We start from the raw sequence: 23,335 nt of genomic DNA, 5'->3' as shown, positions 1-23,335 counted from the left end.
GCCCTTCATTCGTCACCTCACTCCCCTTTTCTCTGTTTTTAGGTAAACAAAAAGAACGCCCGCAATGAGCGTCCAAATGAATAAATAATATTTTGAAGCTAGGCATTTGTTTATCTAAATAGTAGACATTCCCTCTAACAGAGTTTTCGCATCTTCATTCAAGTGGGATTTCACTTCTTCTCTCATCAATAAAGCTGCATTATTTTTTACCGACAACTTTAAACCTCTTAAATCGAAATTTGAAGCGTACGTATTAATCCCATAAACAACATTCATTTCCTGACGATTCAAGTCGATAAACTTTTTATCAGTATTGTTTGTAAGAAAATCTAACAATGCCCTCGCGTTCCCTCGAAGAAGATGCTTGTACTCATTTAATAAAACGATGTTCCCTTCAATATGCTTTCTAGCTGTAACTAAGTCCAAATCTTCTATGCTTTTGTTGATTTTATTCAACAACTCTTGAATATCCAATCATAGCTCCCCTTTAGCCTATTTATAGTATTGTCATCGGTCAGATAATGATATTGTTAATAGTTAAAAAGGCCATTGGTACAACAGGGTTCTCCCGACCTGTTGTTTATTTCAGTACATAATAAGCAGGACGCATGTCCACTTTGTCGAATTTAGAGTACAATAGAGATAGTACAAAATGATAGGGAGAGAGCAATTTTGCAACAGACAATAAAAGCAGATACAGGGTGGCGCATTTGGTGGCAACTGACGCGTCCACATACCCTAACAGCAGCATTTGCACCTGTATTCCTCGGTACAATGATTGCGTTACCTAGCACAAACCTCAATTTCACTTTATTTTTCGCCATGCTCACTGCCAGCGTCTTCATACAAATGGCGACGAATATGTTCAACGAATACTATGATTTCAAACGTGGCCTTGATACAGAGCATTCCATTGGCATCGGCGGTACAATTGTCCGCAATGGTGTTAAACCAAAAACTGTATTAAATCTTGCCTTTTTACTATACGGAATTTCCATTCTCATTGGCATCTACATCTGTATGGAAACATCATGGATGCTCGCTGTTGTCGGTGTCTTATCGATGATGATTGGCTATTTCTACACGGGTGGACCATACCCAATCGCCTACACACCTTTTGGAGAGTTAGTGTCTGGCGTAGTCATGGGCATGTTCCTCATTCTCATTGCATTTTACATCCAGACAGGGACCGTCACGACAGAAGCTGTGCTATTATCCATCCCTAGTATGCTGCTCGTCGGTGGAATCATGATGGCCAACAACATCCGTGATATTGAAGGTGATACCGAAGGCGGTCGAAAGACACTTGCCATCCTGGTTGGTCGATCCAATGCCATCACAATTTTAATGTTCTTTTTCATCATCTCGTATGGTTGGATTATCGCACTAGTTATTTTGGGTTACCTTACACCTTGGGCACTTCTCATTTTGCTCAGTATCAAAAAACCAGCAACTGCAATCACTGTATTCCGAAAAAATTTACAACCACTTGAAGTCATGCCCGCCATGAAAAATACTGCTGTGACCAACACGCTATTTGGATTGTTACTCGGTCTTGGTATACTCTTCAATCATTTATTCTAAAAAATATCAGCCTGCAACCGCGAATCAAATCCGGTTGCAGGCTTTTTTAATCAATTACGTCTCAGCGTAATTGCGTCCAGATTTTTTTCGAGCTTGGAGCCTACAGGATGTAGGTCATGCAACCGATGCCGCAGGATGCGGCGAACTTAGGTTGCCTTCTGAGTCCCTTAAAAATCTGTGACATTCGCCGGAGGCTTTAACTGAATTCTCCTGAATTCAATTAATCAAATCGGCAATTTTTGCACATACTGTTGGTATTCCCAAAAAGGACGTGACAAAACGTGCTGAATGAAAAACAACAAACGGTACTGAAAAAAGAATTAGTAGAAATGAAAGAGCATTTATCAACGACGGCAGATGAAACGGATAGTAAGGAAAGTGCACAAGAAGCCGCTGGTGAATTGTCGATGTATGACAACCACCCCGCTGATATGGGCACAGAACTGTTTGAGCGCGAGAAAGACATCGCTCTTAACATCCATGCTAACTCAGAGTTAGAAAAGGTCGAGAACGCCTTACAAGCAATGCAGGACGGTACTTATGGAATTTGTGAAGTCTGCCAAAAAAAAATTCCATTCGAACGACTCGAAGCCGTCCCATACACAACACTTTGCATTGACCATGCGACAGAACAGGAAGTACCGCATGATCGTCCAGTCGAGGATGATATCCTCGTCATGGCTAACCCAAATTCATATGCCGATAGAAAAACTGGAGTAGCCCGTGACAGCGAAGACAGCTTTCAAGAAATCGCAAAGTCTGGCACCTCAGAAACCCCTTCAGACTTCATAGGCGACCATGACAGCTATGATACGTTATACGATAGTGATATCGAAGACGGGGCAGCAGAAACGATTGAAAAGTTTACAGGTACAGACATAAGCGGCAAATCACGGGGCTTCATTAGATCCGATGCCTCCGAACAATACGAAGCTGAGCTCGATAGCCAGGAGTATGAATAGAATAACTAAACTATAAAAAGCGACCTCCCGAGTGTTGAAGCTCTGGGATGTCGCTTTCACTATCAGTAATTATGTACTTACTTATTCTTCAAGACGGGGTATCCTTATTTCAACTTATCCACAGTACGAGATTTTATAGTTTCTTAAGACATAAAAAAGCTAGGTCATAAGTCCATTAAGAACTTACAATCTAGCTTTTTTGTATGACCCCTACGGGATTCGAACCCGTGTTACCGCCGTGAAAGGGCGGTGTCTTAACCGCTTGACCAAGGGGCCAACTATATGGCGGAGAAGGAGGGATTCGAACCCTCGCACCGCTTTCGCGATCTATACCCTTAGCAGGGGCACCTCTTGAGCCACTTGAGTACTTCCCCGTATAAATTGGCTCCGCAGGTAGGACTCGAACCTACGACCGATCGGTTAACAGCCGATTGCTCTACCACTGAGCTACTGCGGAATGGTGGGCCTAAGTGGACTCGAACCACCGACCTCACGCTTATCAGGCGTGCGCTCTAACCAGCTGAGCTATAGGCCCTAATTTGGAGCGGATGAAGGGAATCGAACCCTCATCATCAGCTTGGAAGGCTGAGGTTTTACCACTAAACTACATCCGCATAAGATGGTGGCTCAGGACGGAATCGAACCGCCGACACAAGGATTTTCAGTCCTTTGCTCTACCGACTGAGCTACTGAGCCACATTATGTACTACTTAAAAAATGGCGGTCCCGACCGGGATCGAACCGGCGATCTCCTGCGTGACAGGCAGGCATGTTAACCGCTACACCACGGGACCATTTGGTTGCGGGGGCAGGATTTGAACCTGCGACCTTCGGGTTATGAGCCCGACGAGCTACCACTGCTCCACCCCGCGATAACAATATTTACAACCTTATTACTCTCTTCAGTACAGTTCACCATCTCATAAAATGGAGGAGGTAGAGGGATTCGAACCCCCGCGCGGTTTAACCCGCCTGACGGTTTTCAAGACCGTTCCCTTCAGCCGAACTTGGGTATACCTCCACATAAACATATAGTACTGGTGGACCTTGCAGGACTCGAACCTGCGACCGGACGGTTATGAGCCGTCTGCTCTAACCAACTGAGCTAAAGGTCCTTTAAGATGGCGGCAGAGGGGATCGAACCCCCGACCTTACGGGTATGAACCGTACGCTCTAGCCAGCTGAGCTACGCCGCCAGGATCTTTATACAAGTTGTTTTGGTGGAGCCTAGCGGGATCGAACCGCTGACCTCCTGCGTGCAAGGCAGGCGCTCTCCCAGCTGAGCTAAGGCCCCATGAATTAATGGGTATTACTACTCGCATAACTTAATGGTCGGGAAGACAGGATTCGAACCTGCGACCCCTTGGTCCCAAACCAAGTGCTCTACCAAGCTGAGCTACTTCCCGTGTCAAATTTTAACTACTTTCATAACACTTCGTGTCAGTGAAAACTTTTAATGGTGCGCCCGGCAGAAGTCGAATCCACAACCTCCTGATCCGTAGTCAGGTGCTCTATCCAATTGAGCTACGAGCGCATATAAATACATTTAGTTTACGATATTGGTGCCGAGAACCGGAATCGAACCGGTACGGTAGTCACCTACCGCAGGATTTTAAGTCCTGTGCGTCTGCCAGTTCCGCCACCCCGGCAAAGAATTGGAGCGGAAGACGGGATTCGAACCCGCGACCCCGACCTTGGCAAGGTCGTATTCTACCACTGAACTACTTCCGCATTATAAGTGCGGGTAAAGGGAGTCGAACCCCCACGCCCGAAGGCACTAGATCCTAAGTCTAGCGCGTCTGCCAGTTCCGCCATACCCGCATTATATATAGTAGGAATTAAATTCCATTCTTTTTTCATGAAACATAATCATGAAAAATGGTGAGCCATGCAGGATTCGAACCTGCGACCCTCTGATTAAAAGTCAGATGCTCTACCAACTGAGCTAATGGCTCGAAAAGTGGTGCCGGCGAAAGGACTTGAACCCTCAACCTACTGATTACAAGTCAGTTGCTCTACCAGTTGAGCTACACCGGCTAAAGTGTATTCATTATAAAATAATGGTGGAGGATGACGGGCTCGAACCGCCGACCCCCTGCTTGTAAGGCAGGTGCTCTCCCAGCTGAGCTAATCCTCCTGGGTAAAAGTGCTGTATGTAATGAATTGTACAGGTCCGGCGACGTCCTACTCTTGCAGGGGGAAACCCCCAACTACCATCGGCGCTGAAGAGCTTAACTTCCGTGTTCGGGATGGGAACGGGTGTGACCTCTTCGCCTTCGTCACCAGACCTGCATGTCCTTTTCTCAAAGACAATACTCATTATATCAAATCTTTTGAGATTTGCAAGTACTTTTTTATGAACGGTACTTATTCGCTCAAAACTGAATAAAAGAGACATTAAGACTTTTTAGCGTATTTCAGCTAAAATAGTCTTCCATAGTTCACAAATCAGGGCCAACCTGCCCTTTTTACTATAAGGTTAAGTCCTCGTTCGATTAGTATCCGTCAGCTCCACACGTCACCGTGCTTCCACCCCAGACCTATCAACCTCATCTTCTTTGAGGGAACTTACTTACTTGCGTAATGGGAAATCTCATCTCGAGGGGGGCTTCATGCTTAGATGCTTTCAGCATTTATCCCGTCCACACATAGCTACCCAGCGATGCCTTTGGCAAGACAACTGGTACACCAGCGGTGTGTCCATCCCGGTCCTCTCGTACTAAGGACAGCTCCTCTCAAATTTCCTGCGCCCGCGACGGATAGGGACCGAACTGTCTCACGACGTTCTGAACCCAGCTCGCGTACCGCTTTAATGGGCGAACAGCCCAACCCTTGGGACCGACTACAGCCCCAGGATGCGATGAGCCGACATCGAGGTGCCAAACCTCCCCGTCGATGTGGACTCTTGGGGGAGATAAGCCTGTTATCCCCGGGGTAGCTTTTATCCGTTGAGCGATGGCCCTTCCATGCGGAACCACCGGATCACTAAGCCCGTCTTTCGACCCTGCTCGACTTGTAGGTCTCGCAGTCAAGCTCCCTTATGCCTTTGCACTCTACGAATGATGTCCAACCATTCTGAGGGAACCTTTGGGCGCCTCCGTTACTCTTTAGGAGGCGACCGCCCCAGTCAAACTGTCCGCCTGACACTGTCTCCTGCCCCGATAAGGGGCATGGGTTAGAAGTCCAATACAGCCAGGGTAGTATCCCACCAACGCCTCCTCCGAAGCTGGCGCTCCGGAATCTTAGGCTCCTACCTATCCTGTACAGGCTGCACCGGAATTCAATATCAGGTTACAGTAAAGCTCCACGGGGTCTTTCCGTCCTGTCGCGGGTAACCTGCATCTTCACAGGTATTATAATTTCACCGAGTCTCTCGTTGAGACAGTGCCCAGATCGTTACGCCTTTCGTGCGGGTCGGAACTTACCCGACAAGGAATTTCGCTACCTTAGGACCGTTATAGTTACGGCCGCCGTTTACTGGGGCTTCAATTCAAAGCTTCGCTTGCGCTGACCTCTCCTCTTAACCTTCCAGCACCGGGCAGGCGTCAGCCCCTATACTTCACCTTACGGTTTTGCAGAGACCTGTGTTTTTGCTAAACAGTCGCCTGGGCCTATTCACTGCGGCTCTCTCGGGCTTTAACACCCTACCAGAGCACCCCTTCTCCCGAAGTTACGGGGTCATTTTGCCGAGTTCCTTAACGAGAGTTCTCTCGATCACCTTAGGATTCTCTCCTCGCCTACCTGTGTCGGTTTGCGGTACAGGCACCTCCCGCCTCGCTAGAGGCTTTTCTTGGCAGCGTGAAATCAGGGACTCCGGAGATAAATCTCCTCGCCATCACAGCTCAATGTTATAGGAACGGGATTTGCCTCATTCCACACCTTACTGCTTAGACGCACATAACCAACAGTGCGCTCACCCTATCCTACTGCGTCCCCCCATTACTCAAACGGCGGGGAGGTGGTACAGGAATATCAACCTGTTATCCATCGTCTACGCCTTTCGGCCTCGACTTAGGTCCTGACTAACCCTGAGCGGACGAGCCTTCCTCAGGAAACCTTGGGCATTCGGTGGAAGGGATTCTCACCCTTCTTTCGCTACTCATACCGGCATTCTCACTTCCAAGCGCTCCACCAGTCCTTACGGTCTAGCTTCGACGCCCTTGGAACGCTCTCCTACCACTGACACCAAAGGTGTCAATCCACAGTTTCGGTGATTCGTTTAGCCCCGGTACATTTTCGGCGCAGCGCCACTCGACCAGTGAGCTATTACGCACTCTTTAAATGATGGCTGCTTCTGAGCCAACATCCTGGTTGTCTGGGCAACGCCACATCCTTTTCCACTTAACGAATACTTGGGGACCTTAACTGGTGGTCTGGGCTGTTTCCCTCTCGACTACGGATCTTATCACCCGCAGTCTGACTCCCAAACATAAATCATCGGCATTCGGAGTTTGTCTGAATTCGGTAACCCGGGATGGGCCCCTAGTCCAAACAGTGCTCTACCTCCGAGATTCTTAAGTTTGAGGCTAGCCCTAAAGCTATTTCGGAGAGAACCAGCTATCTCCAGGTTCGATTGGAATTTCACCGCTACCCACACCTCATCCCCGCATTTTTCAACATACGTGGGTTCGGGCCTCCAGTAAGTGTTACCTTACCTTCACCCTGGACATGGGTAGATCACCTGGTTTCGGGTCTACGACCCCATACTCATTCGCCCTATTCAGACTCGCTTTCGCTGCGGCTCCGCATTCACTGCTTAACCTTGCATGGAATCGTAACTCGCCGGTTCATTCTACAAAAGGCACGCCATCACCCATTAACGGGCTCTGACAACTTGTAGGCACATGGTTTCAGGATCTATTTCACTCCCCTTCCGGGGTGCTTTTCACCTTTCCCTCACGGTACTGGTTCACTATCGGTCACTAGGGAGTATTTAGCCTTGGGAGATGGTCCTCCCGGATTCCGACGGAATTTCACGTGTTCCGCCGTACTCAGGATACACTCTGGAGAGAATGGACTTTCGACTACGGGGCTTTTACCCGCTACGGCGGACCTTTCCAGGTCGCTTCGCCTAATCCATTCCTTTGTAACTCCGTATAGAGTGTCCTACAACCCCAGGAAGCAAGCTTCCTGGTTTGGGCTTTTCCCGTTTCGCTCGCCGCTACTCAGGGAATCGATGTTTCTTTCTCTTCCTCCGGATACTTAGATGTTTCAGTTCTCCGGGTCTGCCTCGTTTACGCTATGTATTCACGTAAACGTACTACCCCATTATGGGTAGTGGGTTTCCCCATTCGGAAATCTCCGGATCAAAGCTTACTTACAGCTCCCCGGAGCATATCGGTGTTAGTGCCGTCCTTCTTAGGCTCCTAGTGCCAAGGCATCCGCCATGCGCCCTTTCTAACTTAACCTTAAACGGCTTTCAATACACTGCGCATTGCGTTGTCAGCGCGCTCATTCACATCCTCACGTGCCCAAAAGCACGCTCCGGTGTTCATTCACTTGCTTCCTAGCACTGCTTGCGTCTTGAAACCCTCAGGTGATTATTGTTGCATAGCGATATGCTTCAATAATCGTAAAAAGGTATTGCAATCATAAATAACAAGTTATTTATGATTTGGTTGATTCTTGATTTGTTACTATCAATGTCGTTTTATCCAGTTTTCAATGAACAAGTTTTGAAGTTGTATCTATAAAAGATAAACCTTCAAAACTGAACGCAAAACGTCAATAGGACTTTTTATCGCGCTATGCGATAAAATAGTTTACCCTTTTTGTGCAGACCCCAAGGGTCTACATTCCGAATAATTCCTTAGAAAGGAGGTGATCCAGCCGCACCTTCCGATACGGCTACCTTGTTACGACTTCACCCCAATCATCTGTCCCACCTTCGGCGGCTGGCTCCCGTAAGGGTTACCCCACCGACTTCGGGTGTTACAAACTCTCGTGGTGTGACGGGCGGTGTGTACAAGACCCGGGAACGTATTCACCGTGGCATGCTGATCCACGATTACTAGCGATTCCGGCTTCATGGAGGCGAGTTGCAGCCTCCAATCCGAACTGGGAATGATTTTATGGGATTGGCTCCCCCTCGCGGGTTGGCAACCCTCTGTATCATCCATTGTAGCACGTGTGTAGCCCAGGTCATAAGGGGCATGATGATTTGACGTCATCCCCACCTTCCTCCGGTTTGTCACCGGCAGTCACCTTAGAGTGCCCAACTGAATGCTGGCAACTAAGATCAAGGGTTGCGCTCGTTGCGGGACTTAACCCAACATCTCACGACACGAGCTGACGACAACCATGCACCACCTGTCACCACTGTCCCCGAAGGGAAAGGCGTATCTCTACACCGGTCAGTGGGATGTCAAGACCTGGTAAGGTTCTTCGCGTTGCTTCGAATTAAACCACATGCTCCACCGCTTGTGCGGGTCCCCGTCAATTCCTTTGAGTTTCAGCCTTGCGGCCGTACTCCCCAGGCGGAGTGCTTAATGCGTTAGCTGCAGCACTAAGGGGCGGAAACCCCCTAACACTTAGCACTCATCGTTTACGGCGTGGACTACCAGGGTATCTAATCCTGTTTGCTCCCCACGCTTTCGCGCCTCAGCGTCAGTTACAGACCAGAAAGCCGCCTTCGCCACTGGTGTTCCTCCACATCTCTACGCATTTCACCGCTACACGTGGAATTCCGCTTTCCTCTTCTGTACTCAAGTCCCCCAGTTTCCAATGACCCTCCACGGTTGAGCCGTGGGCTTTCACATCAGACTTAAAGGACCGCCTGCGCGCGCTTTACGCCCAATAATTCCGGACAACGCTTGCCACCTACGTATTACCGCGGCTGCTGGCACGTAGTTAGCCGTGGCTTTCTAATAAGGTACCGTCAAGGTACGGGCAGTTACTCCCGTACGTGTTCTTCCCTTACAACAGAGCTTTACGATCCGAAAACCTTCTTCGCTCACGCGGCATTGCTCCATCAGACTTTCGTCCATTGTGGAAGATTCCCTACTGCTGCCTCCCGTAGGAGTCTGGGCCGTGTCTCAGTCCCAGTGTGGCCGATCACCCTCTCAGGTCGGCTACGCATCGTCGCCTTGGTAGGCCATTACCCCACCAACTAGCTAATGCGCCGCGGGCCCATCCTACAGTGACAGCGAGATGCCGTCTTTCAGAGTTGGTTCATGCGAACCAACTGATTATTCGGTATTAGCCCCGGTTTCCCGGAGTTATCCCCATCTGTAGGGCAGGTTGCCCACGTGTTACTCACCCGTCCGCCGCTAACGTTTCAAAGAGCAAGCTCTCTGAAACGTCCGCTCGACTTGCATGTATTAGGCATGCCGCCAGCGTTCGTCCTGAGCCAGGATCAAACTCTCCATAATACCTGGCGGACGATACGCAGCACATTGCGTTGTCGACTTCGTTCGTTCAATCGGTCACGTGCCCAAAAGCACGCTCCCTCTTTTACTCGCTCGTCTCCTAGCACTGCACTACGTCTCGTCCACCAGCTGTAAAATAAGAGAAACTTGAATAGCTCGAGTTTCTTTGCTGGCATTAAATTAATAATGTCATGTGTTTGCTCAAGTGCGCTAGCACTCTTGCTGTATTTCATTGACGTTTTGCTGTTCAGTTTTCAAGGTTCATGTTGATATTGTTCGTCGCTGTTATTTCGTAAGCAACTTTTATATCATATCAATTCGCGTTCCTCATGTCAACAACTATTTTTAATTTCTTTTTGCTGTTTTCATCACGTTCGAGGAGCAACGTTTATTACTATAACATCTCTTCCTGAACGAGTCAACAACTAATTCTAACTTCTTTTTCGTTGTGTCTCGCTCCCGGAGGACATGTACTAATATACAATACAATGTTATAAAAAATCAAGTCTTTTTCGAAAAAAGTTTTTCCCGCAATTTATTCCCATCAATGACAAACAACAAAATCCCCGCTATGACAACTAATCCACCGATAATTTGAGACGTAACTAATGTTTCATTGAATACATAGAATGCCAGGATGGCCGCTCCAACAGGTTCGAATAAGATGGCAATCGATATCACATTTGTACTTACCCATTTGATAGCCCAGTTGAATAATGTATGTCCCAATAAATTCGGAATGAGTGCGAGCATGAAAAACCAGAACCAATCTGATCCTTGATAAGGACCAAATGACTCCCCCTTAATGAGGACATAAAAAAACAGCGTGATTGTACTGATTGAGTATACAACAAACGTATAAGTAATAAGAGAGAGACGTTTTCGCACATCTTGCCCAAACAATAGATAAGCCGTAATCAATGCACACCCAGCAAGTGCCAACATATCTCCATATAAAGCGGTGCCACTTAACATAAAGTCTCCCCAGCTAATGATCACACTTCCTGTGATAGCGATGACTGCTGATAATATTGTTTTGAACGACAGTTTCTCTTTAAAGAAGAAATACGTTCCAACGAAAGCAAATATCGGCTGTAGCGTCACAAGAACTGTTGAACTGGCCACCGAGGTGTAATTTAAAGATTCAAACCATAGAATAAAGTGGAATGCTAAAAACACACCAGCAATCGCGGAAAATATCCAATCTTTTTTGCCGAGGGTCAGAACTTCCCTCCTATATTTAAGGAGATAAATCGGCAACATTAGAAGAACAGAGAATAACATCCGATAAAAAGCGATCACTCCTGCATCAGCTGTTGCAAGTTTGACGAAGATTGCAGAAAGGGCTACAGATATTACACCGATGATAATCGGGATATAAGGATGTATTGAAGGTCTTTCCATTTAGAACACACCTCTTTCAAGGATAATTTGGTTATATTCTTATTGTTTATGGCAATAAGAATAGTAGTTAGTATAACATGGTTAATCAGAAAGAACATTACGATGTTGGAGGGGGAAGGTTAGTGGTGTGGATTGCGAATGAAGCGATGTATCCCGAGGTATTAATTAAAATTCTTCTTGCACTCGCTTTGAGTTTAGTGATTGGTGTAGAAAGGGAAATAAAGAAGAAACCCATTGGATTGAAGACCAGTGCGGTTATTGCAACCTTTAGCTGCCTGCTAACAATTATCTCCATCGAAGCCGCTTATCTTGTGCCTGCACGCAATGATATTAACGTAACGATGGACCCACTTCGCCTTGCTGCACAGATCGTGAGTGGAATTGGTTTCCTTGGGGCCGGGGCTATATTACGTAGGGATAATGATAATATTACTGGGCTGACAACCGCGGCGATGATCTGGGGCGCAGCAAGTATCGGGATTGCGGTCGGAGCAGGTTTTTATATTGAAGCCGCATTTACAGTTTTGAGTGTCATGTTCGTCATTGAAATAATCGCACCTGCACTCGGTAAATTCGGCCCAAAACGACTTCGTACAAAGGAGGCTGCTTTCATTGTTATTTTATCGGATAAAGCAAAAATCGAAGACCTCATTGCTTATTTAAAAACAGAGGGTATGGTGATTGAGAATTTACGGATTCGGCAAATCACAACTAGCACTAACCAATTGCATCATGAACTGGATTTTCGACTTTCTGCACTCCCCAAAAAACCTACCACAAAATTATATATCGAGTTAACGACGCTTCCCTATATTGAATCAGTCGAAATAGAAATCTTTCCATAATGGAGGAATATCATGAAAGAAATACTCACACTCTTAAAAGAAGGTAACAAACCTTCCCTACTTGCAGCAATCGTTAATACAGTAATCGCCATTTTAAAAGCGATTGCCTTCTTCCTAACCGGAAATATTGCAATGTTTGCGGAAATGCTCCACTCTCTCGGTGATGCCGCCAATCAATTCTTTGTCTACATTGGATCTGCCCTATCCAAAAAAGCCCCAACACCTAAATTTCCGAATGGGTTTGGCCGTGTCGTCAATTTAGTTTGTCTTGGCGCCGTCATTGTTGTCGCCATTATGTCCTACGAAGCAATTATCGGTGGATGGCATCATATACTAAATCCAGTTAAATCGAGTGGATTGGTGCTTAACCTGTCCGTTCTTGGAATTGCAATCGCTCTTGAATTTTTTGTTTTATATAAAGCCGGGAAGGAAATTCTTCATGAGGCTGAAATTGACAAAGGCGGACTAGCACCAATTACTACAAGTTTCAAGCACCTCAATCGAGCTAAACCTGCAACAAAACTTGTCTTTATGGAAGATTTGGTTGCTACAGTGGGTGGCATCCTTGCATTTGTTGCTGTACTATTCGCCCACTTCTTTGGATTGCTTGTTGCAGAGGGGATTGCTTCTATCGCTATCGGACTCATGATGTTTTATGTGGTCGGTAAAGTATTTCTAGAAAACGCACGTGGGGCTATCGGGGAAACAGACGAGGAAATGCTTACCCACATCGCCCACCTTGTTGCGGAAGACCCTGATGTGAAGGATATCCAACGGGTTGAAGTCGTTAAGGAAGGAGAATTTCTTCATGTTGAAGTCGTTGCAGAAGTAGATCCTTCTCACACAGTTGCCTATATCGATGATGTTCGCGATCGACTATTGGATCTGATCCTTCAGCAAAAAGGTGTACAAGACGTCCTCATTTCTTTTGATGAGGACGATGGCGTTTCGACCTGGCAGAAAGTAAATCCTCCTCGGGCGGAACAGCAATTTAGTTCCAAACTACCCAAATAACAAAAAAGATCACTTTGGAGAGGTTCTCCAGAAGTGATCTTTTTTCATTCAATTACAGTTCTCTTATAATGAAGCTTTCAAAATTGCTAACACATTTTCTTTATCTAACTTAACAAAATTCCCAAGCGTTCCATTGACCGTTGCTTTTTCAGCCATGAGCACCAGTTTTGAATCATCAATACTATAATCCCTAAGCGTTTTCGGTGCACCGATAGATGTCCAGAACGTTCTAAGATTTTCAATTCCTTCAAATGCGATTTCCTCATCACTCTTCCCTTCAGGATTAACCCCAAAGACATTGACGGCTAGTTTAGCAAATCTCGCCGGATTGACATGGACATTATAACGCATCCACTGAGGGAATAGTATCGCAAGTCCACCCGCATGCGGGATATCATAGACCGCAGATACCGCATGCTCAATATCATGCGATGCCCAATCACCATTATGGCCCATTTGCAGAAAACCATTTAAGCCCCATGTCCCTGCGAATAAAATTGTCTCCCGTAGATCATAGTCATCCAAGTTTTCAACGAGTTTAGGACCTGCCTCCATAATCGCACGTAAAACCCCTTCACATAACTCATCCTGAACAGGCGTATTATTAGCGTTATGAAAATATTGTTCAAAAACATGAGACATCATATCAACAATTCCGTAGACAGTGTGGTCTTTCGGAACTGATAATGTGTATGTCGGATCCAAAATAGAGAATTGAGGATAACTAAATGGACTCCCCCAACCATATTTCTCCTGTGTTTCTTCATTTGTAATCACAGAGCCTCTATTCATTTCAGAACCTGTTGCCGCAAGTGTCAAAACTGTACCAAATGGCAGTGCATCCTTCGGAGAAGCCTTTTTCACAACAAAATCCCATGCATCTCCCTCGTATTTCGCTGCCACAGCAATCAGCTTCGTACAATCTATGACTGACCCGCCTCCCACTGCCAAGATGACATCGATACCATGCTCCTTACAAATTGCTGCACCTTTACGAGCTGTTGAAACACGCGGATTCGGTTCTACTCCTGAAAGTTCATGTACTTCCATACCAAGATCATGTAAAATCGTCATCACTTCATCATAAAGACCATTACGCTTAATACTGCCACCTCCGTAGACAACAAGTACCTTTTTCCCAAAACTCACAAGCTCTGTTGGTAGTTTTTGCAATTGACCTTTTCCAAAAATAAGCTTGACTGGATTATAAAATTCAAATTTATTCATTATAAATGACCTCCTTCTTATCTCTTCATTATCCGAAACCAATGGCTATTTTGCAAAATTAATGACGCAGGTATGAAAATAAAGCAACTGGGAATAGTAAGCCTAGGAGGTGCGAATAGATGGGAATTGTGCATAAAATAGCACTCGCTATAACCATTATCGGTGCACTCAACTGGGGTGTTGCAGGCATATTCCGCTTTGATGTCGTTGCACAGATGGCTGGCGGATCCGCCGAACCATTGGCACGCTTCATTTATTTAGTTATCGGGATTTCGGGGCTGATCAATCTTGGGCTTCTATTTGATTATCAGCGCAATCGGAATGACATCCGAATGCATACACCTAAAGAAGTGTAAAAGGCATCTCCCGCTAGTAACGGGAGATGCCTTTTAGTTATTTGACCCTATTTACGCCCAACCACGGAAACGAGATGCTTCCGCTGTTTTACGAACACCAATCATGTACGCAGCAAGACGCATATCAATATTACGCGTTTCAGCGACTGTATAGACATTTTCAAATGCGTCAACCATTTTTTTTGTCATCTTTTCACGAACTTCTTCTTCTGTCCAGTAATAACCCATGTTATTTTGGACCCACTCGAAGTAAGAAACTGTTACACCACCAGCACTTGCAAGAACATCCGGAACGAGGAGAATTCCACGGTCTGTAAGGATTTTTGTTCCTTCAGAAGTTGTTGGGCCGTTTGCTGCCTCAACAACGATTTTAGCTTTGATATTATGTGCATTTTTCTCAGTAATTTGGTTCGCAATTGCTGCTGGCACAAGAATATCACAATCAAGCTCAAGCAATTCTTGGTTTGTAATCGTGTTGTCGAAAAGTGTTGTTACTGTTCCAAAACTATCACGACGATCTAGCAAGTAATCAATATCAAGACCATCAGGATCATGAAGTGCACCGTAAGCATCAGAAATTCCAATAACTTTCGCACCCGCATCATTCAGGAACTTAGATAGGAAGCTTCCCGCATTTCCGAATCCTTGGATTACGATACGTGCACCTTTCATATCGATTCCACGACGTTTTGCCGCTTCTTCGATGATGATTGTTACACCTTCTGCAGTTGCGCGGTCGCGTCCTTGTGATCCACCAAGCACAATCGGTTTCCCTGTAATGAAGCCCGGTGAGTTGAATTCGTCAATTCGGCTATATTCATCCATCATCCATGCCATAATTTGCGCATTTGTGAAGACATCTGGAGCTGGAATATCTTTTGCAGGTCCCATTACTTGGCTTAGCGCACGGACGTATCCACGGCTTAAACGCTCAAGCTCACCCATTGACATTTCGCGCGGATCACAAATGATTGCACCTTTACCACCGCCATATGGCAAGTCAACGATACCAGCTTTCAATGTCATCCACATGGAAAGTGCTTTTACTTCTTCAGCTGTCACTTCCGGGTGGAAACGAACGCCACCTTTTGTTGGTCCAACAGCATCATTATGTTGTCCACGATAGCCTTTGAACACTTTTACTTTGCCATCATCCATACGGATTGGAATACGGACTTCGACCATACGAAGTGGTTCTTTTAAAAGTTCGTACATTCCTTCATCATAGCCTAATTTCTCAAGTGCATCTTTAATGACATCTTGTGTAGACGTAAACAGATTCAGGTTTTCAGTCATTTTAATGGTTCGCCTCTTTGATTCATAATGTGTTTTGTTTGAATATATTGTAACATATTAGACAAGATTTTTGCATATATTATTTAATTTGCTGCAGTAGAGCTGAAGTAAATTAAAGCCTCCGGCGGATGGCACAGCTTTTTAAGAGAACTAACCTCAAAAAATCTGAACGCAATTAGGCAAAAACTTTTTTGATTCTTTCAAGCGCCCAATCCAATTCTTCTTTTGTGATGATGAGTGGTGGTGCAAAACGGATTACTGTATCATGTGTTTCTTTACAAAGCAGTCCAAGTTCTTTGAACGCCTCACAATATGGGCGTGCCGCTTCTGTTAGTTCAACACCGATAAACAATCCGCGTCCTCTTACTTCTTTAATCGACGGATGGGCAATTTTCTTTAGCTCTTCCATGAAATAGTTTCCTAGTTCAAGTGAATTATTCGCTAATTCCTCTTCTTCTAGCACTTCTAGAGAAGCGATAGATACAGCACATGCCATTGGGTTACCACCGAATGTCGATCCGTGTGAGCCTGGATTGAAGACGCCGAGTATTTCTTTGTCTGCGACAACACAGGAAATCGGGAATACGCCGCCCCCCAAAGCTTTACCAAGAATGTACATATCCGGCTCCATATCTTCCCATTCACAAGCAAACATTTTTCCAGTACGGCATAGGCCAGCTTGGATTTCGTCTGCAATGAATAGAACGTTATGTTGCTTACAAAGGTCACGTGCAGCTTTCATGAAGCCTGCTGGTGGAATAATGATTCCTGCTTCCCCTTGAATCGGTTCGATCAAGAATGCTGCTGTATTCGGAGTAATCGCTGCCTCAAGTGCTGCAATATCACCGTATGGAATCAAGTCAATACCTGGAAGCATCGGTCCGAATCCACGCTTGTATTCCGCTTCAGATGAAAGGGATACAGCCGTCATTGTACGACCGTGGAAGTTACCGATACAAGCAATGATTTCTGCTTGACCTTCTGCAACTCCTTTCACATCATAAGCCCAACGACGTGCTGCCTTGACAGCGGTTTCAACAGCTTCCGCACCAGTGTTCATCGGAAGCGCCATTTCTTTACCGGATAGTTGACAAATCTTTTCGTACCACGGACCGAGTTGGTCGTTATGGAAAGCACGTGAAGTCAATGTTACTTTATCGGCTTGATCTTTTAGTGCTTGAATAATTTTTGGATGGCGATGGCCTTGGTTAACAGCTGAATAAGCAGATAGCATATCCATGTACTTATTACCCTCTGGATCCTTCACCCAAACCCCTTGTGCTTCTGAAATAACGATTGGTAGCGGATGATAGTTATTCGCCCCAAATTTCTCCGTCTGTACAATCACTTTTTCTGATACTGACATACGTTTTCCTCCCCCTTGTTAAGTTATGTAATGGCAGACCTATCACATGGATAGGTCTGGTTTTTTATTTTGAATAAAATCAATTACACCTCGGCGTAATTTGAATCAGCAGAAACTTCTGCTGATTCAAATTAAAAAGCTTCTGAAGTTGTTTTACCTTGCATATGAAGTTGTAGGTAATCCGGGCCGCCTGCTTTTGAGTCTGTACCTGACATGTTAAAGCCACCAAATGGTTGGTAACCAACGATTGCGCCTGTGCAATTACGGTTGAAGTATAGGTTTCCTACATGGAAATCTTCACGTGCTTGTTCGATATGGAAACGGTTATTTGTAATGACCGCACCTGTTAGACCATAGTCTGTGTTGTTCGCGATTTCAAGGGCTTCTGTGAAGTTTTTCGCTTTTGTTAAGCCAACAACTGGGCCAAAGATTTCTTCTTGCATGACGCGTGCTTTTGGATCGAGATCCGCAATAACAGTTGGCGCAACGAAGAATCCTTTTGAACTGTCGCCTGTTCCACCCGCGATGATGCGACCTTCTTGTTTACCAATTTCAATATAGCTCATCACTTTGTCAAAAGAAGCTTGGTCGATAACTGGTCCAGTAAAGTTTGACTGATCTGCTGGATCACCGTATGTCAATGCATTTGTCAATTCCTCAACACGTGCGACTACTCGATCGTAGACGTCTTCGTGAATGACTGCACGTGAACAAGCTGAACATTTCTGTCCGCTGAAGCCGAATGCAGATTTAACAATCGATTGTGCTGCAAGCTCAAGGTCTGCTTCATTATCGACAACGATTGTATCTTTACCACCCATTTCAGCGATAACGCGTTTCAACCAGATTTGGCCTTCGTTAACGATTGCTGCACGTTCGTAAATACGTGTTCCAATTTCACGTGAACCCGTGAAGGAGATGAAACGCGTTCTTGGGTGATCGACTAGGTAGTCCCCAACTTCAGCGCCAGATCCAGGAATGTAGTTCACGACACCAGCAGGCATACCCGCTTGTTCAAGCACTTCGATGAATTTGTAAGCAACAACTGGTGTTGTCGATGCTGGTTTCAGAAGTACTGTATTCCCTGTTACAAGTGCTGCCACTGCTGTTCCAGCCATGATTGCAAATGCAAAGTTCCAAGGAGAGATAACAACACCCACACCAAGTGGAATGTAGTCAAAACGGTTGTACTCGCCTGGGCGACTTTCAACAGGAATACCATCTTTCAATTTAAGCATTTGACGTGCATAGAACTCTAGGAAATCGATAGCTTCAGCCGTATCTGCATCTGCTTCATTCCAAGGTTTTCCAGCTTCTTTTGTTAGCAATGCTGAGAATTCGTGTTTACGACGACGAATAATTGCCGCTGCTTTGAATAGAACATCCGCACGGAATTCAGGTTTTACTTTTTTCCATGTGTTGAATGTTTCATCCGCAACCGTCATTGCTTTTTCAGCTAAATCTCTGCTTGCTTTAGAAACAGATCCAATAACTTCTGCTTTGTTTGCCGGGTTTGTTGACACTAATTTTTCTTCCGTCATAATACGCTCACCACCAATAATGAGTGGGTAGTCTTGGCCAAGGTAGCCTTCAACTGTTTTTAGCGCCTCAAGGAAAGCTTGTTTGTTCTCTTCTACAGTAAAGTCTGTGAATGGTTCGTGTTTATATGGAATCATGTTATTCCTCCTTCTTTTTAGTGAAACGCAAAAAATATTTGCACTTAGTGATTGATTACATATATAATAATGCAAGAGATTGTTGCAGATTTCAAGTGTTATTCATTATTTGTTGACAAAATATTTATTGGACGGTGGTTATTTTGAAAAATACTGATGAATCCCTCCTCCCCTTTTACACGTTTGCAGTCGGTCATGCCGGTGTTGGTATCCATGCCATCGACCAAAATGGCCATACGATTATTTATAATAACAAGATGAAAGAAATTGAAGGTCTTGCACTCGAGGATGTGGGCGACCGTTCGATTTTGGAGCTATTCAATTTTGAACAACAAGAAAGTACATTGTTAAAAGTATTGCAAAGCGGCAAGGAACAATTGAATGTCAAACAGACGTATTGGAATAGAAATGGCACAGAAATTACAACTATCAACGATACATACCCTATTTACAATGGGGCAAATCTGATTGGTGCCGTCGAGCTTGCTCGTGATGTGACGGCTCTCGAAAAATTCGTTCTGCAGCCCTTTCGAAAAAATAGTGATCCTGTAACGTTCAATCAGATTATCGCAGTTTCCCCCCCAATGAAAGCCGTCATTTCAACGGCTAAAAAAGCCGCGCGTGCAAAATTGCCCGTCTTGCTAATTGGTGAATCAGGAACAGGCAAAGATCTAATCGCGGAAAGCATACATAATGAATTGTCGCCTTCCAATGGTCTGTTCTATACCTTGTTCTGTCATAGTTCAGATCCGATTTTGATTGCGCGCTTAAACGAGGACCTACAAGATCCTGAGCCTTTTACGTTATTTTGCGAGCGTATTGACCTATTGTCGATTTCATTGCAGCAAAAATTACTGGCGATTTTAAGAAAAACACCTGCTGGCAACCGCCAATTTATCGCCAGTATTGGGGATGATCCAGTAGAACTGATTGCCTCGGGGGCTCTTTTGAAAGACTTATATTATTTCTTTGCATCGTTTACCATCCGGATTCCTCCCCTACGAAAGCGCAAGGAGGATATCGTACCGTTCATTTCAGCTTATTTGACACGGCGCAGTGAACGGTACGGTTCAGCACTACAAGGAATTGAACCGGAAGTAGAGCAGCTTTTCCTTAGCTATCATTGGCCCGGCAATATGCGTGAACTCGAGTTTCTTCTGGATGAAATTTCTTCACTTGCTACATTGGAAGCGTTTGTCACATACGATATGCTACCGCTGCATTTCCGGATGAAAAGCAATGAAATTACGGATGAGCCTATGCAAGCTGCAGACTTTATTGTTCAACCGAATAAAGAATTATTACCACTTGACCAATTTTTACATGAGGTAGAAGTGTATTATTTACACAAAGCCATGAAGCTCAATGATGAAAATATAACAAAGACTGCGAATGCGCTCGGTATGAGCCGACAAAATTTGCAATATCGTTTGAAGAAAATAAAAAAATGAGGGACTAGGCATCTAAGCCTAATCCCTCATTTTTTATTGTCTAGTCTCCAGCGCCTAGGAGCTCGGGTCATAAGTCAGCCCAGCTGTGCGGCAAAGAGCGCCACGCCGCTGGTCCGTCCTATGCCTGTCGCCCCTGACCAGGCGCTTCCACTTTTCTTTATTGTCCGGATTTTTCAATCCAGTCTTGAAGTTTGTCTTTCAACGAGTTAAATCCGTCTGCGTCCCGTTCATTGACACGTGCTTGCAATGTTTTGCGTGGATTGTCATCTCTTTTTGTGGATGGTGGCGCTTCTAGTAACGCGCGAATCGACAGGCTAATTTTCCCCGCCTCTTCATCGACTTCTAGCACTTTCACATTGACTTCCTGACCTACAGTAAGAAATTCATTAATATCCTTTACGAAACCGTATGTGATTTCAGAAATATGGACAAGTCCTTGCGTTTCCTCGTCGAGTGCAACAAATGCACCATACGGTTGAATTCCCGTTACTTTGCCGGAAAGCTCTTCTCCAACTTCATACTTTTTCGTCATTTGAAACAGCTCCCAATCTACTATGATATCGTATCTGCCGCCGCTAGGGCCATCAAAATTATACCATGTTTAGGGGTGTTGGGCAAAAGTCATCCCGGGATTCACAGACTTCCTTCTTCAATCACAATTGATTCGATTTGCCATACTTCGTCTTTCGCGTAAGTCATCCATACATTATAATACATTTTTCCATTTCGTTCGAATTCAATCGGCGCAAGCACTTTGTGACCATCATCCATTGTCATTGCCGGATTGAACCGGATAGAGTCCGTCATGTCCAACAAGGCGATTTCCTTCACATTGTATTCTTCTACGCTTGCAATACGTGACGCTAGATCTGTTAAATGCCACATCATGACTGTATCGTCCTTGTCATTTGCATAATAAAATAATCCTACAATAAATAATGGGTGAATATTTCTCAAGATAGTTCGATCATAAGCAATCGAAAATACATCATAGAGACTAGCAACTTCCCTATTTAGATTATTGTTTGGAAGTGCAAAGATCTTATCGCTATAGCTTACCTGGACAGACTGTAATCCAAATCGCTCCAAATCACCAGTCGCCGCCAAGGAATATGCCTCATGAATTCTCCAATTATCCAATGAATCATGGAACTCCGAGCGTTTCCACTCCGACGCCTCCATCTCCTCCACAATCTTAATCATAATAGCGCCAACTCCAGAATCTGGCCCCAATAATGCAAGTCGTTTCCAAGCATTGCGATGCACTTCGCTAATGGAGCCATCACTATTTTTATATTCCTCAATAGTCTTACCTTGCAGGATGGCGTCAAGGAGACTCAGCATGTTCCCCTCCATCGAGTAAAACATCCATCCATTTTCCCTTGACGCAACAAGCGTTTCTTCCATTTCCGCAATAAATCCAGTCGTTTCTTCAAGCGAATACAACAGTTTTTCGTTCATAATAAACGGTTCTCTTTCGTATTGCGTGAGGCGGATACCCGCCGATTCATGTAGGGCAGCACGAAGCTGTACAGCGAATTCGCTATGTCCTATTGCATGTTCCCGTAATAGACGCTCGATATTCTGATTGGTAAATGCTTGAACGACCTCAATTGTCTTTTTCGAGTAGCCTTGTTGTTGCATTGCCGTAGCATCCGCATCGAAGGTTCCAGTTTGAAGCGCTTCAGTAAGCCTGTCATAGTCATTCCCATATAATTCATAAAGCGAATGGCTCATCATATCTACACTCATAAGATACCCTTCGACAAACATCATACTTTGTTCTGCATCATTGACAAGTGGGGCGGCAAATAATTCGTCTATATGCTCTGATGGTAATTTCACCGCTTCGGTCATCTCTAGTAACCAAGCTTGCGCAAGCTGGCGGTCAATTTTCTCACCATGCTGATTTTTTTCTTCAAGCTCCATTAGTAAAATGTTAAAGTGTTCTTGAGCACCCCTGAAATAAGTCATTCGATTAAAAACAGCATCACTGACGCCCAAAATGGCCTGCTTCTCGGTAACTATTCCGGCAAATTCTTTTTTCAGCTCTTCGATATACTTCCGATCCGCTCGAAGTTCCCAATCTTCACCTGTAAAATATGTACTCCCCACTAGCCCTACCAGTAATACACCAAGAACAATTGCAATGAGCCATGCTGCCAAGCCTCGTTTCTTACGATTTTTTTCAATTGGATCACTAACAGAAATCATCGACTTCCACACATGCTCCACATTAAAAAGAATAGGCAAACGGGCATATGATTTCCCGAGAAGCTCGAAGCGTTTTTCAAGACGCTCTGTCGATGACTCATTGATTGCTTGACCGAGCAACTCCCTTGCGGCTCGAATCCTCACTTCAACTTCTGAAGTCGGGAAACCAATTAGGCCAGCAACTTGTTCATTTTCCATTTCATGAAATACTTTAAGTACAAGCGGTACACGGTATTTTTCATCCAAGTGTATAATTGCTGAATGAAGTTCTGCATCTTCCTCAAAACCGAAAACATCTTCCAATAAGGGAGTTGTCAGCTGAAGAATGGCAATCTTTTCAAGCACTATTTTGTATATGTTACGCATCTGAAAATCCGAATTTTCCGGTTCGTAATATATTTCCCTAAATATATCCTCCGCTAACTGTGAAGCTTGTTCCTGCGTACAGCCATTTTGAAATGCAAAACGTTCGATGCTACGATGATGATGATCCATCCAGTCTTCGAATGCAATACGATCACCAACATTCACTTTTTGAATATCACTAACTTCCTCCAAATAGAAACACTCCTT

At 45.0% G+C, this 23,335-nt stretch carries 14 protein-coding genes, 20 tRNA genes and 3 rRNA genes; 6 read left to right on the top strand and 31 right to left on the bottom strand.

The features are described from left to right. Positions 1–114 precede the first annotated feature (114 nt). Entirely contained in the window at positions 115–474 is a 360-nt protein-coding gene (locus N1I80_RS05765; RefSeq protein WP_340736948.1) for a hypothetical protein, read from the bottom strand. 198 nt (positions 475–672) lie between these two features. On the opposite strand from N1I80_RS05765, the gene N1I80_RS05760 reads away from it, so the two are divergent. Together N1I80_RS05760 and N1I80_RS05755 are read left to right on the top strand one after the other, a co-directional pair. Then, positions 673–1,584, top strand: a complete 912-nt coding sequence (locus N1I80_RS05760; protein WP_340736947.1) for a 1,4-dihydroxy-2-naphthoate polyprenyltransferase — start codon at positions 673–675, stop codon at positions 1,582–1,584. A gap of 281 nt (positions 1,585–1,865) precedes the next feature. After that, positions 1,866–2,546, top strand: a complete 681-nt coding sequence (locus N1I80_RS05755; RefSeq protein WP_340736946.1) for a TraR/DksA C4-type zinc finger protein — start codon at positions 1,866–1,868, stop codon at positions 2,544–2,546. Between the two features lie 204 nt (positions 2,547–2,750). On the opposite strand, the gene N1I80_RS05750 is transcribed toward N1I80_RS05755, so the two are convergent. The 24 genes from N1I80_RS05750 to N1I80_RS05635 all read right to left on the bottom strand — a co-directional run bounded on the left by N1I80_RS05750 (position 2,751) and on the right by N1I80_RS05635 (position 11,317). After that, positions 2,751–2,822: transfer RNA gene (locus N1I80_RS05750), tRNA-Glu, on the bottom strand. A gap of 7 nt (positions 2,823–2,829) precedes the next feature. Beyond that, positions 2,830–2,920, bottom strand: a tRNA-Ser gene (locus N1I80_RS05745). 8 nt (positions 2,921–2,928) lie between these two features. Beyond that, a tRNA-Asn gene (locus N1I80_RS05740) sits at positions 2,929–3,003 on the bottom strand. Position 3,004: 1 nt separating this feature from the next. Beyond that, positions 3,005–3,081, bottom strand: a tRNA-Ile gene (locus tag N1I80_RS05735). Between the two features lie 5 nt (positions 3,082–3,086). After that, a tRNA-Gly gene (locus N1I80_RS05730) sits at positions 3,087–3,160 on the bottom strand. A 6-nt stretch (positions 3,161–3,166) separates the two neighbouring features. Beyond that, positions 3,167–3,242 (bottom strand) — tRNA-Phe (locus N1I80_RS05725). 22 nt (positions 3,243–3,264) lie between these two features. Continuing rightward, positions 3,265–3,340, bottom strand: a tRNA-Asp gene (locus N1I80_RS05720). A gap of 3 nt (positions 3,341–3,343) precedes the next feature. Then, positions 3,344–3,418, bottom strand: a tRNA-Met gene (locus N1I80_RS05715). A gap of 56 nt (positions 3,419–3,474) precedes the next feature. Beyond that, positions 3,475–3,567 (bottom strand) — tRNA-Ser (locus N1I80_RS05710). Positions 3,568–3,584: 17 nt separating this feature from the next. Next, positions 3,585–3,661: transfer RNA gene (locus tag N1I80_RS05705), tRNA-Ile, on the bottom strand. A 7-nt stretch (positions 3,662–3,668) separates the two neighbouring features. Then, positions 3,669–3,742: transfer RNA gene (locus tag N1I80_RS05700), tRNA-Met, on the bottom strand. 22 nt (positions 3,743–3,764) lie between these two features. After that, positions 3,765–3,840: transfer RNA gene (locus N1I80_RS05695), tRNA-Ala, on the bottom strand. A 35-nt stretch (positions 3,841–3,875) separates the two neighbouring features. Beyond that, positions 3,876–3,952: transfer RNA gene (locus N1I80_RS05690), tRNA-Pro, on the bottom strand. A 51-nt stretch (positions 3,953–4,003) separates the two neighbouring features. Further along, positions 4,004–4,080, bottom strand: a tRNA-Arg gene (locus tag N1I80_RS05685). A 26-nt stretch (positions 4,081–4,106) separates the two neighbouring features. Then, positions 4,107–4,195, bottom strand: a tRNA-Leu gene (locus N1I80_RS05680). 7 nt (positions 4,196–4,202) lie between these two features. Next, positions 4,203–4,277, bottom strand: a tRNA-Gly gene (locus N1I80_RS05675). An 8-nt stretch (positions 4,278–4,285) separates the two neighbouring features. Beyond that, a tRNA-Leu gene (locus tag N1I80_RS05670) sits at positions 4,286–4,367 on the bottom strand. A 58-nt stretch (positions 4,368–4,425) separates the two neighbouring features. Beyond that, a tRNA-Lys gene (locus N1I80_RS05665) sits at positions 4,426–4,501 on the bottom strand. Between the two features lie 6 nt (positions 4,502–4,507). After that, positions 4,508–4,583: transfer RNA gene (locus tag N1I80_RS05660), tRNA-Thr, on the bottom strand. Positions 4,584–4,607: 24 nt separating this feature from the next. Beyond that, positions 4,608–4,683, bottom strand: a tRNA-Val gene (locus N1I80_RS05655). Between the two features lie 34 nt (positions 4,684–4,717). Beyond that, positions 4,718–4,833: ribosomal RNA gene (gene rrf / locus N1I80_RS05650) — 5S ribosomal RNA — on the bottom strand. A gap of 188 nt (positions 4,834–5,021) precedes the next feature. After that, positions 5,022–7,954, bottom strand: a 23S ribosomal RNA gene (locus tag N1I80_RS05645). Between the two features lie 405 nt (positions 7,955–8,359). Next, positions 8,360–9,916, bottom strand: a 16S ribosomal RNA gene (locus tag N1I80_RS05640). The 16S, 23S and 5S rRNA genes sit together here with 20 tRNA genes alongside, the layout of an rRNA operon. 498 nt (positions 9,917–10,414) lie before the next feature. Beyond that, complete coding sequence (locus N1I80_RS05635; RefSeq protein WP_340736945.1) at positions 10,415–11,317, bottom strand: DMT family transporter; 903 nt, start codon at positions 11,315–11,317, stop codon at positions 10,415–10,417. A 146-nt stretch (positions 11,318–11,463) separates the two neighbouring features. Here N1I80_RS05635 and N1I80_RS05630 point away from each other — a divergent pair, with 146 nt between their 5' ends. Next, the gene (locus N1I80_RS05630; protein ID WP_340739975.1) at positions 11,464–12,162 is read left to right on the top strand and encodes an MgtC/SapB family protein; all 699 of its coding nucleotides are present in this window, start codon (positions 11,464–11,466) and stop codon (positions 12,160–12,162) included. 12 nt (positions 12,163–12,174) lie between these two features. Further along, entirely contained in the window at positions 12,175–13,176 is a 1,002-nt protein-coding gene (locus N1I80_RS05625; RefSeq protein WP_340736944.1) for a cation diffusion facilitator family transporter, read from the top strand. A gap of 63 nt (positions 13,177–13,239) precedes the next feature. Here N1I80_RS05625 and N1I80_RS05620 read toward each other — a convergent pair whose 3' ends face one another. Then, positions 13,240–14,403 carry an iron-containing alcohol dehydrogenase gene (locus N1I80_RS05620; protein ID WP_340736943.1) on the bottom strand — a complete coding sequence of 388 codons (1,164 nt, stop codon included), beginning with the start codon at positions 14,401–14,403 and terminating at the stop codon, positions 13,240–13,242. A 119-nt stretch (positions 14,404–14,522) separates the two neighbouring features. Between N1I80_RS05620 and N1I80_RS05615 the strand changes: the two genes are divergently transcribed. Further along, on the top strand, positions 14,523–14,759 hold the full coding sequence (locus tag N1I80_RS05615) for a DUF378 domain-containing protein (RefSeq protein ID WP_340736942.1): 237 nt from the start codon (positions 14,523–14,525) through the stop codon (positions 14,757–14,759). A gap of 51 nt (positions 14,760–14,810) precedes the next feature. Here N1I80_RS05615 and N1I80_RS05610 read toward each other — a convergent pair whose 3' ends face one another. The 3 genes from N1I80_RS05610 to pruA form a co-directional block, all read right to left on the bottom strand. Continuing rightward, positions 14,811–16,055 (bottom strand): Glu/Leu/Phe/Val family dehydrogenase, encoded by a 1,245-nt coding sequence (locus N1I80_RS05610; RefSeq protein WP_340736941.1) that lies wholly within the window; start codon positions 16,053–16,055, stop codon positions 14,811–14,813. A gap of 175 nt (positions 16,056–16,230) precedes the next feature. Beyond that, entirely contained in the window at positions 16,231–17,421 is a 1,191-nt protein-coding gene (locus N1I80_RS05605; protein ID WP_340736940.1) for an ornithine--oxo-acid transaminase, read from the bottom strand. Between the two features lie 131 nt (positions 17,422–17,552). After that, entirely contained in the window at positions 17,553–19,097 is a 1,545-nt protein-coding gene (pruA, locus tag N1I80_RS05600) for an L-glutamate gamma-semialdehyde dehydrogenase (RefSeq protein WP_340736939.1), read from the bottom strand. Between the two features lie 143 nt (positions 19,098–19,240). On the opposite strand from pruA, the gene N1I80_RS05595 reads away from it, so the two are divergent. After that, complete coding sequence (locus N1I80_RS05595) at positions 19,241–20,548, top strand: sigma 54-interacting transcriptional regulator (protein WP_340736938.1); 1,308 nt, start codon at positions 19,241–19,243, stop codon at positions 20,546–20,548. 157 nt (positions 20,549–20,705) lie between these two features. On the opposite strand, the gene yugI is transcribed toward N1I80_RS05595, so the two are convergent. After that, positions 20,706–21,080, bottom strand: coding sequence for a S1 domain-containing post-transcriptional regulator GSP13 (gene yugI, locus N1I80_RS05590; protein ID WP_340736937.1), 375 nt, complete (start codon positions 21,078–21,080; stop codon positions 20,706–20,708). A 101-nt stretch (positions 21,081–21,181) separates the two neighbouring features. Beyond that, entirely contained in the window at positions 21,182–23,320 is a 2,139-nt protein-coding gene (locus tag N1I80_RS05585) for an RNA polymerase sigma factor (RefSeq protein WP_340736936.1), read from the bottom strand. Positions 23,321–23,335 lie beyond the last annotated feature (15 nt).

Source organism: Sporosarcina sp. FSL K6-3457, from assembly GCF_038007285.1.
In the GTDB taxonomy this organism is placed as follows: domain Bacteria; phylum Bacillota; class Bacilli; order Bacillales_A; family Planococcaceae; genus Sporosarcina.
The sequence above is the reverse complement of the archived record's forward strand: the minus strand, read 5'-3'. Positions and strand labels throughout refer to the sequence as shown.

Bases quoted from the DNA above. Each gene is read 5' to 3' on its own strand.
- N1I80_RS05635 (WP_340736945.1), bottom strand. From the start codon at position 11,317: ATGGAAAGACCTTCAATACATCCTTATATCCCGATTATCATCGGTGTA.
- N1I80_RS05630 (WP_340739975.1), top strand. From the start codon at position 11,464: ATGTATCCCGAGGTATTAATTAAAATTCTTCTTGCACTCGCTTTGAGT.
- N1I80_RS05625 (WP_340736944.1), top strand. From the start codon at position 12,175: ATGAAAGAAATACTCACACTCTTAAAAGAAGGTAACAAACCTTCCCTA.
- N1I80_RS05620 (WP_340736943.1), bottom strand. From the start codon at position 14,403: ATGAATAAATTTGAATTTTATAATCCAGTCAAGCTTATTTTTGGAAAA.
- N1I80_RS05615 (WP_340736942.1), top strand. From the start codon at position 14,523: ATGGGAATTGTGCATAAAATAGCACTCGCTATAACCATTATCGGTGCA.
- N1I80_RS05610 (WP_340736941.1), bottom strand. From the start codon at position 16,055: ATGACTGAAAACCTGAATCTGTTTACGTCTACACAAGATGTCATTAAA.
- N1I80_RS05605 (WP_340736940.1), bottom strand. From the start codon at position 17,421: ATGTCAGTATCAGAAAAAGTGATTGTACAGACGGAGAAATTTGGGGCG.
- pruA (WP_340736939.1), bottom strand. From the start codon at position 19,097: ATGATTCCATATAAACACGAACCATTCACAGACTTTACTGTAGAAGAG.
- yugI (WP_340736937.1), bottom strand. From the start codon at position 21,080: ATGACGAAAAAGTATGAAGTTGGAGAAGAGCTTTCCGGCAAAGTAACG.